The organism is Flavobacterium sp. UBA4854 (genome assembly GCF_002399805.1).
GTDB classification, from domain to species: Bacteria; Bacteroidota; Bacteroidia; order Flavobacteriales; family Flavobacteriaceae; genus Flavobacterium; species Flavobacterium ginsengisoli.
The window spans coordinates 84787-99158 of the sequence record NZ_DHEI01000133.1 but is presented as its reverse complement, the minus strand read 5'-3'; the positions used below and the strand labels follow the sequence as shown (position 1 = coordinate 99158).

Annotated in this window: 8 protein-coding genes; 4 read left to right on the top strand and 4 right to left on the bottom strand. The window is 33.1% G+C overall.

All coding sequences use genetic code 11. The annotated features are described in order from the left end of the window. The 3 genes from B3J44_RS19575 to B3J44_RS19565 form a co-directional block, all read left to right on the top strand. Positions 1-864: acetyl-CoA C-acetyltransferase (locus B3J44_RS19575; protein ID WP_286970895.1), on the top strand; the 864-nt coding region annotated here is incomplete at its 5' end. A gap of 203 nt (positions 865-1067) precedes the next feature. Beyond that, a complete protein-coding gene (gene fabF / locus B3J44_RS19570) occupies positions 1068-2309 on the top strand; it encodes a beta-ketoacyl-ACP synthase II (protein ID WP_131424576.1) in 1242 nt (413 codons plus the stop codon). 210 nt (positions 2310-2519) lie between these two features. Beyond that, positions 2520-4802, top strand: a complete 2283-nt coding sequence (locus B3J44_RS19565; RefSeq protein WP_286970884.1) for a cation:proton antiporter — start codon at positions 2520-2522, stop codon at positions 4800-4802. Positions 4803-5007: 205 nt separating this feature from the next. On the opposite strand, the gene B3J44_RS19560 is transcribed toward B3J44_RS19565, so the two are convergent. After that, complete coding sequence (locus B3J44_RS19560) at positions 5008-5586, bottom strand: PhnA domain-containing protein (protein WP_286970898.1); 579 nt, start codon at positions 5584-5586, stop codon at positions 5008-5010. 1172 nt (positions 5587-6758) lie between these two features. On the opposite strand from B3J44_RS19560, the gene B3J44_RS19555 reads away from it, so the two are divergent. Beyond that, complete coding sequence (locus B3J44_RS19555) at positions 6759-7277, top strand: DinB family protein (protein ID WP_286970878.1); 519 nt, start codon at positions 6759-6761, stop codon at positions 7275-7277. Between the two features lie 171 nt (positions 7278-7448). On the opposite strand, the gene B3J44_RS19550 is transcribed toward B3J44_RS19555, so the two are convergent. The 3 genes from B3J44_RS19550 to mads8 all read right to left on the bottom strand — a co-directional run bounded on the left by B3J44_RS19550 (position 7449) and on the right by mads8 (position 14364). Continuing rightward, positions 7449-7697 (bottom strand): hypothetical protein, encoded by a 249-nt coding sequence (locus tag B3J44_RS19550; RefSeq protein ID WP_286970876.1) that lies wholly within the window; start codon positions 7695-7697, stop codon positions 7449-7451. Between the two features lie 596 nt (positions 7698-8293). Further along, on the bottom strand, positions 8294-8983 hold the full coding sequence (locus B3J44_RS19545) for a PP2C family protein-serine/threonine phosphatase (protein WP_286970870.1): 690 nt from the start codon (positions 8981-8983) through the stop codon (positions 8294-8296). Then, positions 8983-14364, bottom strand: a complete 5382-nt coding sequence (gene mads8, locus B3J44_RS19540; RefSeq protein ID WP_286970869.1) for a methylation-associated defense system ATP-binding protein MAD8 — start codon at positions 14362-14364, stop codon at positions 8983-8985. The genes B3J44_RS19545 and mads8 overlap by 1 nt, the downstream gene beginning before the upstream one ends. Positions 14365-14372: the final 8 nt, after the last annotated feature.

The window sequence follows — 14372 nt, the reverse complement described above, 5'->3', positions numbered from 1 at the left end:
AATGTATCCCCTTCCTCTTTGAAGAGAAATAAAAATAAGTCAGAACACACTAATCTTACTGACAAGCTGCTCAATGACCAGCATATTAATACCTGCAATGATCCCGATATGGGACAGCTGACTGAATTATATACCAGGAAATATAATTTAACCTTAGAGGATCAGAACAAATTTGTACACTCTTGTTACGCAAAAGCAAGGGCTGCTTCTCAGGCTGGCAAATTCAATAAAGAAATTATTCCAATTAAAATTAAACAAAAAACAGGATTTGTTACCATTTCAGATGATGAAAATAGTAATCAAATAATTCCTGAAAAAATAGATAGATTTCAATCTGTTTTTGAGCAAAATAATATCGTCAGGGCTCCTGATATAAGTAATTTAAATGATGGGGCGGCCGCTTTAATTTTAGTATCAAAGAAAGCTTTAGAGCTGCATAATTTAGTCCCAATTGCAAAGATACTTAGTTATGCTGATACCTCGAAGGCTTCAGAATGGCTCACCACTACCCCCGATATTGTTATTCATAAAGTACTGCAGCAGGCAGGTCTCACTTTGGGGAAAATTGATTATTTTGAAATCAATGAACCCTATGCAGCGGGAGTACTTGCCAGACAAAAAAGATTAGGATTAAATCCTGAAAAAATTAACGCTTATGGAGGAAGTATCGCTGCTGGTCATTCTATTTGTACTTCAGGAGCAGGAATCATTACAACATTAATTTCTGTTTTGACACAAGAAGACGGCAAATATGGAGTAGCTGCAATCTGCAGCGCAGATGGTGATGCTTCAGTAATTGTTATAGAAAATCTAAAACGCAGATGGTGGAGCCTCTGCAATTATTTTAAAAAATCTAATTACTAAAGATAATCCAAAACAATTATACTTGAGAGTATTTAGCTTCCCAAGGCGTGATTATAAATAGAAAAACCAGCTATTCAAGAAAACAATCATGTTAGCTGAGCAAAACATATTTATGATAAGAAATACTGTTTTCTTGGCTAATTTAACTACTGTATGACTTTAAGAGAAATAACCTTTTAAATAAATTATTAAAAATTGCAAATATGAAAAGAGTAGCCATAACTGGCATGGGGGTTATCAGTCCTCTAGGAAATACAGTGGCAGAATTCTGGAGGAAAATAGTTCAGGGAGAAAGCGGCAGCGCGCCAATTACTAAATTTGATGCATCAAAATTTAAGACAAACTTCGCTTGTGAGGTAAAAGATTTCAATCCTGAGCTTTACATGGATAAAAAAGAAATTAAAAAGTTTGATTTGTTTACCCAATATGCCATCGCTGCCAGCGAGCAGGCTATAACGGATGCAAACTTGAATTTTTCAGTCATGGATGAAGAAACCCGCTCAGAAATTGGTGTTATCTGGGCATCGGGATATGGTGGAATAACTACTTTTGAAAAAGAATTAACGGAGTTTAATTCCGGGGATGGAACACCACACTTTAATCCTTATTTTATTCCTAAAATCATAGTAAACATTGCTGCTGGCGTTATATCCATAAAACATAAGCTTCATGGGCCAAATTATGCAACAGTTTCAGCATGTGCTTCATCAAGCACTGCAATAATCTGTGCTTTTGACACTATTCGTCTGGGGAAAGCAAAAATCATTATCACAGGAGGTTCCGAAGCCGCAATATCACCTTCTTCTATTGGCGGGTTCAACGCTTCTCATGCCCTTTCAAAAAATAATGCTAATCCAGAACAGGCTTCAAGACCATTTGATAAGGACAGAGATGGTTTTGTAGCAGCAGAAGGAGCCGGAGCCCTAATTTTAGAGGACTACGATCATGCTGTGAATCGCGGCGCAAAAATATACGGTGAAATGGTTGCAGGCGGAATGGCAGCTGATGCATACCATCTTACCGGTACTCACCCTGATGGCTATGGAGCATCAATAGGAATTAACAATGCACTGACAGAAGCCAATATTGACACATCGGATATCGACTATATTAATGCCCATGCTACTTCTACACCTCAGGGAGATCTTAGTGAACTTAAGGCCATACACACTATTTTTGGCGATTTACCGGTATCGATAAGTGCCACAAAATCAATGACAGGACATTTACTGGGTGCCGCAGGTGCAATCGAAAGTATCATTACTATTTTAGCTGTTAAAAATGATATTGTTCCCGGCACCATAAATGTTCAAAATCTGGATCCTTTAATCTCTGATGACTTAAATATTGTCATAGGAAAATCAATCAGTAAAAAAATTAAATATGGGCTCAATAATACATTTGGATTTGGGGGGCATATTGCAGCAATCATATTTAAAAAATAAAGAACTTTAAGTTATATAAAATCAATTAAAAATTGCTCTAAATTAGTAGAAAGGCCAATCATTTTTAAAGCCTGCCAACTCTAAAAGTATTGATTAATTTAAAAAAAATACGCTAAGTTTTGCAAAGTGTAATGCAATTATCTAATTTAATTTTATGAATCAGATTAAAAATTAAAGCTTAGCCAAATGACGATTAGACAAAAAAGTTAAATGAAAAAATTTAGAAACAGTATCTTTTACATTGGCATTATTGGTGTATTTTCTATTTTAATGTATTGGATTATTTTATTGGGTGTAAAACTTGAAACAGGAAGAAATATCACTATTCCGAAGTCAGAGAAAAGTCATTGGAGCGAATTTATGAGTTCACTTCTGGACAACCTGCAGCATCCTTTGGCGCTGCTGCTGGCACAAATTGTTACCATCATTTTTGCTGCCCGTATTTTCGGCTGGATCTGTATAAAAATAAAACAGCCCGCAGTAATAGGAGAAATGATTGCAGGGATTGTAATGGGGCCTTCCCTGATAGGGATGTATTTCCCGGGGTTTTCCACAATTTTATTCCCTTTGGAATCCTTAGGAAATCTTCAATTCTTGAGTCAAATTGGATTAATTCTCTTCATGTATATTGTAGGGATGGAAATTGACATGAAAATATTAAGAAATAAAGCCCATGATGCCGTAGTGATTAGTCATGCCAGTATCATCATTCCGTTTGTTTTAGGAATGGGACTTGCTTATTTTTTATATAATGAGTTTGCCCCTGTGAATGTTCAGTTTATTTCTTTTGGATTATTTACCGGTATTGCCATGAGTATAACCGCTTTTCCGGTCCTGGCAAGAATTGTGCAGGAACGAGGTATACACAAGACCAGATTGGGTACTATCGTTATTACTTGTGCGGCGGCTGATGATATTACTGCCTGGTGTATATTGGCAGTGGTTATTGCTGTCGTAAAGGCCGGTTCCTTTACAAGTGCTGTCTATACTATTATTTTGGCATTGGTATATGTTGTATTAATGATAAAGGTCGTTCGCCCATTTTTAAAACGAATAGGTGATCTATATACAAACCAAGAAAAATTAGGCAAACCAATTGTTGCTATATTTTTTCTGACTCTTGTCCTTTCCTCTTACTTAACAGAAATAATAGGGATTCATGCTTTATTTGGAGCTTTTATAGCTGGGGTAATCATGCCTGAGAACATCAAATTTAGAAATCTTTTTATAGAGAAAGTAGAAGATGTAGCCTTGGTTCTCCTGCTTCCATTATTTTTTGTGTTTACGGGACTTCGAACACAAATAGGTTTATTAAACGAGCCTTATTTATGGAAAATTGCCGGACTTATTTTTCTGGTTGCCGTGGCAGGCAAATTTGTCAGCAGTGCTTTGGCTGCAAAATTTGTAGGACAGAACTGGAAAGACAGCTTATCTATAGGAGCATTAATGAACACAAGGGGATTGACCGAATTGGTTGCGTTAAATATTGGGTACGATTTAGGGGTATTGAGTCCTGAATTATTTTCTATGATGGTAATAATGGCTCTGGCAACTACATTTATGACAGGACCAGCCTTAGATTTGATAAACTGGATTTTTAAATCCGATCAGGTCAAGGTCAAAAATGATGCGCAGCTGACCCATAAATATAGAATTTTATTATCATTTAATAAACCAGAATCTGCAAAAGCATTATTAAAATTAGCAGACAGCCTTACTCATAAACGACAAGATAATTCTGAAATTACGGCCATGCACCTGCTGCCTGTTGATGAACTGCATCATTACGATACTGAAGTTTATGAAACAGAAAGTTTTAAGGATGTTATTGAACAGTCAAGAATTCTAAAAAGGCATATCACTACTATGTTTAAAGCCTCTTCAGACATTGATAATGAAATTGTAAATGTAGCTAATAAAAGTAATTATGATTTACTTCTGATTGGTTTAGGCCAATCTATATACGAGGGCAGTTTATTGGGTAAAGTACTAGGATTTACAACCCGAATGATCAATCCTGAAAAACTGATCAATACCGTTACAGGAAAAGAAAATATAATTGACAGCTCACGTTTTGATGAAGGCACAAGACAAATAGTATCCAAATCGCAAATACCGGTAGGTATTTTTATCGATAAAAATTTTACAGATACTTCACGGATTTTTATTCCACTATTTGATACCAAAGACTGGGATCAGATTGTAATTTATATTCAGAAGTTTATTTATAATAGCCCTGCAGTAATAATAGTTCTAGATGTGGAAGGACAAATAATGGCAGATTTACCAGCCATGGAAAAAATACATTCGATTGAACAGAGTACTCCAAATCAATTTACATTTAAGAAGAAACAAACAATTGAGAAAGATTTTTTGGTTCAGCAAAGCCTTATGCTGATAGGCGCAGAAGGCTGGAGACATTTGGTTAATACAAAAAGTTCCTGGTTATCTGATATTCCGTCAACATTGATTATTGCAGACGAAAAAAGATAAAAACTTCCAAAATAAATTCATCCCTATATAATAAATATTCCTAATCAATACAGGGATGAATTCTTTAATCAAATCTTAAACCTTTTCCATTTCTATATATTAATTCTAATATCATCTTATGAAAAAGGGCTGATCTAGAACAATTTTAATATACAAGGGTTTATAATCATTTATGTTATAGCAAACCTATAAACATATAGTAATATTATTTCTTCACAAATTTAGTTAGAATTACTATTGCCTGCCCGTCTATTTTTCCTTCAATTTGCTCATGATTGTCATGAACTAAACGAATATTTCGCACCGCTGTACCAACTTTTGCATTTAAAGACGAGCCTTTTACATCCAAATCTTTGATAAGCGTTACCGTGTCGCCGTTTTGCAGGATATTACCATTGCTGTCTTTATGGAAATTAATAGATCCGTCACCAGTATGGTCTCCGGTTGCTTTTGCCCATTCCAGATTTTCATCCTCCAAATACATCATATCCAGCGCATCAGCAGCCCAGCTTTCATTACGAAAACGGTTAAGCAGACGCCATGAAACCACCTGTACGGCCGGTACTTCACTCCACATAGATGTCAATAGAAAATTTTTCCAGAAAGCATCATCCAGCTCCTCTTTCTTTTCAATTTGATTAAAGCATTTTTCATTGATTAAAATCCAGCTGTCCGCTCCTTTATTTTGAGCAGGCGGGACTTCATAAGCCATTAGATTTTCACTGCTGCCGCTTAATTCACATACATTTCCACTTCTCTTTTTTAGCAATTCTTCTAATTTCATCGGATCATTTTTATAAAGTGATAAAGATAAAAAAATGCTGGGAAATAGACGGGTATTTTGACCTGTTTCCTTTCTAAAGTGAGTAAATTGATCCTCATTATGATTTTCTTTTTGCCGAACTGCCTTTAAGAAAAAAAATTTTACTATTTTAGAGATAGATTTATGTTTGTTTAATTTTTTCAAAAATGCGAAAAAGTAGAATTTCATTTTTTTAGCAGCAATCATAAATTGTTTTTGATTGAATCAAATCTGTGAAATACAATTTAATCTTAGTTAATTAAAACCTGCATTGATTTAAATAATAATATTCAATAATATCAAAAATAAACATTTACAAAACCTGCACGAAACCTATAAAACGATGGAGCTGCCTGTTGCTGATTTTTCTGATAATGCTGATTTTTTTTAGAAGAGTTCCAAAAGAGACATTGCGAGAATAAACAGTTCTTGTCACGTTTTTTTAGACGTGCCCTCCGCCTGCCTCTATAACGCTTTAATAACATAAACTGAATTGATTTTGTATTTATTATCTAGTATTTTCTTAACTAACAAATAATCTACTATCAGCCCCATGAAGCCATTTCTAAATCTGGCATTTTATTTTTAATTACGATTTAAAATCTAATTTTCAATTCAAATAATTTATATCTCTTAAAACTCTATTTTTACTATAGTTGATATAGTTGCTGATTCAAAAAAAAATATACTAATGCTCATTTATCCTTTTTGCTTTAAATAACAAAAAAATAATAAATATAAAAAAGAAAATAGTTGATGTCTTTAGACTTCCAACCAAAAATTATCTAAATAAGCTGTTTAATCATTAAAGTATTATAGAAGTTTTTAAGACTTCGTTGATAAATAAAATTAAGTGATTATAAAAGAATGATTTTTACTATAACTGGAGCATCAACTATTACTTATAAACGTATATATTAATAACTTATAGGTTGATTTGTATGGGGAAAAGCCTAGTCGTCTGATTAACGCTAGGCTTTTGTTTTTTATTTAATTATGATCATTTTCTTTTGGTAATTGGGAGTTCTAAAATTTCGCCGCAATAAAACTTTTTTCATACCTTTTTATCTTTATTAGCTGACCGAGAAAAGAAATAAAAAAATTAAATTTCTAGAACTATCAGAATACAAATTAATCATCAATAAGAATTTAAAATGAAAAAATCTGAACTGAAAGATATTCCTGAATATTTTGATAGATACATAAATTTAGTAGATGACATCGAATTATTTAGCGCTTTTGAAAAAAGTTTTGATGAATTAAGCCAATTAGACTTTCAGAAAATGGAAAAAATTGGACTAAAGACTTACCTCCCAAATAAATGGACTGTAAATGAAATTTTCCAGCATATCTGTGATATTGAAAGACTATTAATTTCAGGAACATTAAGGTTTGTAAGAGGAGAGGAAGATTTTGTAATTTCCTTTGATGAGCAAAATATTGCAAAAAACTCAAAAGCTAACAATAGGAGTTTACCTCAAATAATCACTGAATTAAAATCTGTAAGGCTTTCTACAATTGAATTATATAAAACCTTTGATGAATATGATTTTCAAAAATCAGGAATTAATTGGAAACATAGAATTTCAGTAGAGGCAATGGGCTTTAATATAATTGGACATCAAATTCATCATCTGACTTTCATAAAAAACAATTATTATCAACTGGTATAATCACGAAGAAAAAATGGATATTCAAACAAAAAGGTGTGTAAAAATTAAGTTAGTTTTTCCCGACTCAATCTCCATTTTTTCTTAGTATATACTGTAGGCATTTTAAATTAGAATCTCACAATTTCCATATTATACAAATTTTGGTACAAACAATCCTTGTTAAAGCATACACTATCTAAAAAGTGTTATAATATTGGTTAGTTTCTCTTTGTTAATGAATGCATTTATAAATTCTTGAACCTCATTTGCGTTTTCAAGTGGAGTTTCGAAGGAGTTGATATGAAATTCATCATCTTGATCCAGAATATGTATAATTTCTGTATATCCCTTAGAAATTAAGCTGCCTTTTAATTTTATTATATTCAACTGTTGTTGACCATCTAGCTCCTTACGAACTTTAAGTTTTATAGCTTTTTTCATTGCAAATATTTTTAAATTATAGAGATCTGGTAATTTTATGCCAAATTTAAATAATAATAACTGGAAGGCATGCATATAAAAATAGTTGAAATTAAGTTTTTTCCTAAAATATTTCTATTCAACCTAAATATAATTTAATAGTATCAAACTTAAAGCAATTAAAAATTTGAATGGTATATCGAAGTATATAAGCATCTGAAATTTATTCTGAAATTAGAATAATCCAATAATTGATTTTAAACAGTTATAGCAGACCTGAATATTTTTTGTTTTTAGCAATATTGTTCCCATAATATTCGAGTTGTGTAAAGTGCCACAGCCCAAAAGGGTAAACGGGGTAGAACAGAAACCTATGGATGGTATAAGTCTGGTCTACACATTCAACAGGTAAAGATGGATTTTAAAGCAGCGGATAGATAAGGCAAGTTTAAACACAATGATTATCATCAAAATTAAGAGAAAAAAGAGTTTGTCGATACCGACGGTCCTCCAGATAATTAATGCCTAATTATTTAGCCAGTCCTTTATCTTTTGCAAATTGTTTTTGAGAAAGAAGATGACCGATTTTTATTCTATGTTTGTACGCTTTCTAAAAATTAAAGCGTTACAAAAATAATAGAATAATTGTCTTGCGCTTCTCTAAGAAATGTCTTTTCCAATTCTTGCAAACCGTCTATTTGTTTGTTGTATTCAATAAGCTGTTCTATTGAGATAATATTATGAACGCCATCAGAACATATAATGAACAAATCATCTTTGGATACCTTACCAGTTTGATAATCAATCTGCGATTCAGACGGTTTTCCCGATACCGATCTAGTTACAATATGCTTATATTTCTCCAATGACTTTTCTTCCTTTATGCTATTGGATTCTAACATGCTATTCACCAATGTGTGGCCTTTGGTCTGAAACAAAACTTTATCGTCTTTTGTTTGGTAAACCATTACGTCACCAACCCAAAAAATATGAAAAATATCTTTCTCTACAATAATGCCGCCAATTGTAGAGCCGGATTTAATGTTATTTTTTAAATTAAACTGTTTAATAGCCAAATTAGCTTTTTGAATAGCTTGCTGTATGTTTTGTTCATTTACACTTTTGACATTATTGAGAAATGTTAAAATATTTTCAGAAACAATCCTTGCCGCTTCATCTCCTTTTTCATAACCTCCCATACCATCGGCAATCAGAAAAAAGGAAGCCCCAGATTCTAATCTATCAATACAGATAAAATCCTGGTTTGCTTCCCTTTTTCCTTTTCCTGTTAACTGTTCTACTTTCATCAGTTTCCTGTGGCTTTTTTAGTTGCACCTCCGTGATTGGTAACCCTTGGTCTTGTGCTTATTTTTACAGGCTTTGTTGTTATACTTTGTTCAGATGCTTTGGAAGCCCAGAGAAAACCTTCACCAGGTTTCAAAACACTCATATCAGCAGCAGTCAAGCCATTTAATTGAGTCAAGGATTTTTGAATATGTTTTAGCCATTGAGGAGAGTTAAATTTATGAAGTAACACAATACTGCTCAATTCTATAATTTCGTTAGGTAAACTCGGCGGATCCTGACTGGCGATCATAATACTTACCCCTTTATGCCTCATTTCACGTATTGCAGTAACTATGTTGTTTGTCAAGTCCTTGTTATCCATGTATTTATGAGCTTCATCAAAAACAATAAACTTGTTAAAGTGTTTGTTGTTAAATGTTTTTACTCCTGAGAAAATATTAAGCATAATAACGAATAATCCTAGAGCTTCATCTTTAACAATAAACTCATCCCGTAAATCTACTATGACTAATCTTCCCGGTTTTAGAACTTCTTTAAGAAAGAAATTATCGTTAATATATTCTTGGGCGAAACTAAGTTTTTGTCTTGCTAAAGATTTTTGGCTGTTTGAAAGAAGTTCTGATGACTCAACACTTTCTCTTAGTCCTTCCAAGGTAATATTCCTGCGCTGATCTTTCATCATAAATTTCAGCTGCTTGATATATGATGAGTCGTTTCCAACTGCACCCAATAAAAACATCCAGTCCTGAACATTCAGTTCTTTAGAGTTAAAGGCTATAGCTTCAACCTGTATAGATGGAAATTCTTCCCTGCGTTCATCTAATTTATCCGCAGGAGTTAATATTATGACATCTTCAACGGCACCTGGTTCTGCGCCGTACAACTCCTTTAATTTCTCTAATTCAGTAATATTGGCATTAGCATCCGTCATCGAAGTAAATTCCGGTTCATAGTCCATACTTTCACTGTAATGAAATATTACTCCAGCCAAAGGTGAAGGAAGTTTATTGATATTTGAAAATTGTTTCAGGACCATTTCACTGATCGTGCCAATGGTATAACTTTTTCCTCCGCCTTGCACACCAAATAAACTTATTGTGTTGGTTTCGGACAAGTCTATTGCAATCCTTTTATTGTGTATTGAAGTTCCAATAATTCCAAACTGATCGGAAATACTATTCTTTCCCACAATAATATCAAAACCGGGGATTTGATAATTTAAGGTGCTGTTTTCAGTTTGGACTTGATAATTATCGTTTTCAATATGTGATTCTGTTATGTTTTCATTCTTAGGCTGTTCATCTTTAAACTCATCGGCAAAATCTTTTATATCTTCTTCATATAAGTCCTGAGTATTGTCAGTGCTGCTATTTTCCTTTTCTTCATCAGAAGATGCTTTAAGTTTTGATTTAAACTTATGGATAAATGGTTTCAGCTTATTATTTGACTCAAAAGCAGAAGCCAATTCTTTGTCCAGCTCTGCATCCTCTAATCGTTTGGTATTTAGATCGGAATTTGGATCCAGGATATCATGGATTAATTTGTGCCCAAAGGTGAAGATGGTTGTGTTATCATCGAAATTCTGCTTTTGATGTTTTTGTTCAAAAGAAAAATCAAAGATAAACCCTAATCTGATAAACTTGAGTTCAAATCCATTATTAAGCGTCTGAATGAAATCAATATAACTGTTGTAGGCATTCTCAGAGAGGTAATTATACCTGTATGCCCGCTCAATATAAAAGCTGAATAATGATTTTAGTTCCCTATTTTTTATCTCACGATCTAAACGATCATTGCTTTTGTAATCATTTGGGTCAAAATGATGCTTAATCGCTGCTATAGTATTATCAATCTGCTCGATCATTTTTACCTTTAATTCTTCTCGTTCTGATGTTCCTAAAGAACTTCTACACTTTATCTCCAGAATCGCTATTTTTATTTCTCTTTTTTCCTTATTGATAGAAATAAACAGGTTGTCAGCTCGGCTTTTAGAATTTAGACTCTCAAAAAGATTTTGGTGCAGGTCAATCGGGATAAGAAAAGCATTTTCTAATAATCCTTTTTTCTCTAAAACTCTTTTAGAAAAAGCTGTCCCAATAGCCTCAAATGCTTTATTTTTTGTAGAGTTAAGCTGTAATACCAGTGAACTGCTGATAGCCCGCAAGTCTTCAAGAATAGTCTGGATTTTGCTTCGGCTCTCAGGACTGTCGATATTCAATCCAAAAGACTCAAAATGAGGGCTTAATAAGCCGATTATTTCACTTGATGGCTTAGTTGTCAGATAAGAGGAAATACCAGAGATTTCTTCCCCAGGCACATAGTCCAATAGAAATGGTATTTTTCCATTTCCAGAAGGCTGGTCAAATACTTGAGGGCCCAAATTTCTATCAAAAGTAATCACCCAATCAGAATACTCGTGTAAATGGGTTAATAGTACCTGATCTCTGTCAGTCAAACTTAACTGCGCTGCAGGTACTGCCTCTGTCGCATGAGCAGCCAAAGAGCCAGAAGTAAATATCTGGTAGGAAGTATATAATTTATTGATCAGATTCTCCTTCGGGTTTTCAAGTTTAACATAATTATTCCACGTTATTTTTTCAGACTCTTTATTGATCTCAACATCTGTTGCAGGATCAATAATTAAACTATTTAAATGAGTAGATTTGTATGTTCTGTATGGTTTGTAAAGCGTAATCTTTGATGCAAATGGATTTATTAAAAAGCTGATGTGGGAATTAAAAACAATCGGATTTTTGACAAAATCTTTAATATTATTTATAGAAAACCTTAATTTTGGAAAGAGTCTATTTTTGGATTGTTGTGAAAACAATTCAGCTTCTTCACTTATATTTGTTTCCGGATTCAGTAAACCTTTTAACGCTAATCCATGCTCAATCAATGATTCCTGGCCAATAAAGATACGAACCTCAAATTTGGTATCCCGGTACTCTGAATGTTTACTTAAATCCACAAATGCATCAGCAAAAACTTCTGCATCACCGACATTAAATAAATTTATAATTAACGTATCGGTGTAAGGATGCTGTATTAAAAAGTTTTTTATATGTTTTACTACCAATGTTTTGCTGACATCATTATTCACTATATTTCCGGAATCAATATTCAGTAAATGTCTAAAGTAGTACTTTAATTGGTGCGAAATAGGAACAAGCGAATCATTTGGATTAGGGGTAGATGAGTTGATATAAATTCCCCAGCCAAAACTTAATTCCCCAAGATACTCATAATTTATAAACTGATTAGGATCAACCAGTACCAGTGGGCTGCTGCTTGGGTTCAACTCCGTTAAAAATAAATTTTCCAACTGCTGCCATTCACGAATATGGCTGTTATAATCAAGAGATTTATTAAACCATTCTTCAAATTGGTCAATAAGACTGATAAACCAAACCAGTCTGAGCGGATGAAGTGGAGACAATAAAAGGGCTGAAACAGAACCTCCTGTGGGTAGTTTCGTTTTAATTTTTACGGCATCCAGAAACTGTACTTCTGTGTAGAGAAGCTTTATGTTCTCTTTTTCCTCTTCTGAAACGTCAGATTTCTCAATCTTTTTGTTAAGATTGACTAACCAGTTATTATAATGTTCGATATAAGTTTTAATATCCTCCTTTATATCGTAGAGATTGGTAGTTTCTAATACTCCATTGCTGGAGTTGTTAGAGTTTTTTATTTTCTCAAAGACAGTTTTTCTCGATTCCAATAATTTTTTTGGGGCTATATCGGTCAGACTGCTGATTATGTATTCGATATTCTGCAGCCCCAATGTTACATTGTTGTCACTAATTAAAGCATTCACGAAACCAAAATGATTACTATTATCGAGAATTTCATTTTCAATAAATCGAAGTTTTGATGATAGAATAATTTGGTAATTATGCTTATTGGAATAGTTGATATGGAAGATAGATGATAATTTTATTTTATCATCGTTCAGCCATGTATTTGACAGATCACTTGGAGCTGGGGTTTCTAATGCTGCTTCTTGTCTTAAATTGTCAATATTGTATTTGAAAAATGCCTGAAGAACATTATTTAGTTTATCTTTTCGAATTGTTTCTTCCTTTCTAGTATTTATATCAATAAAATAGTCAAAATCTTCTGAATCGCATTTTAATTTATATTTTAATTCTTTTTTACTGTCTGTAGAGCATTCATTTTCCTGCCATATCCTCTGAATGTCATCGTGATAAAAATCATCATTTATATTTAAGATGGTTCCAAGTTCATCTTCAGCTAATACTTTAAAGAAATAGGAACCTTCTTCGATATTATTAGCATTCAATTCAATTCTGGCCTCTCTATAAGATTGTCTGGAGTTTGTGTTTTTCAGCTTTCTCAGAGTAGTTATTTCCTGTCCTGAAAATCCATCTACAGACATCAGAACAACTCTGAAATATTTTAACTCTTCAATGTCCTTTGGCTCAGGTGTAGTTTTAAATCTTATGGTAACTTTTGCATTGGATGATCCATCTGATAAAAGTACTTTATTGCCCTCATCATCAATAAAATCTGTTGATCGAATTTCGATAATCTCTAATTTGACTTCTTTAAAATTGAAGCTCGGAATATCCCATTTGTCAAACCATAATTCAGAATATTTATCTCCAACTATTTCTACAAGTTTATTTATTGATGTGATACCATCTTCATTCCTAAATAACTGAATAAAATCTTTTTGCAGAGAATCTTTTTTTATTTGGAGTTCATCCACTCTGTCATAGATAGGTTTGTTAAATGATGCAAGTATGTTGCAGCTTGTCATATTCAAGTTAAGTCGGGAGCGAATCAATTTTTCATCATATACCAAGCTGCGATCTGGGAACAAACCTAAATAGGGCAGATTTCTGCCAATACTGTCTTTTGTGAACGATTCTTCTTCCAGAGCTATAAGGTAACTCAATAAGCTTGTTTGATTGAGACTGTCTATATATGTGATTATAGTCCGGACAAAAGGAAATACCTCAGCCGGAATTTTTTCTTGTAGACTCTTGACTAAAATTGGCTCAATGCGTTCCAAAGAAATTTCTTTGAAAGTAGCATTTCCATATGAATCTTCAGCGGCAGTTCTGCTATTAGAAGGCACCAGTATTAATAAAGGTTTTTTTTGCTGATTACGCAATTCAATCAGCTTAGTGGCGGATATATAATACTTTCCTTGTTGCACTTCGTCAACAATAAATGTATCCAGATTTTCGAAATGATCTGTTATGACTTTCCAAAGTGATAATAATTGCTCAGCACCCAGCCCTGTAATTTTCATACAATGACCCGGTTTTGCATTTTCGAACTCTTTTTTATATGTCTCTACAATCAGTTCGATTATATATTGATAATAACGTGTTAAGATTTTTACGTTCATTATTTCTA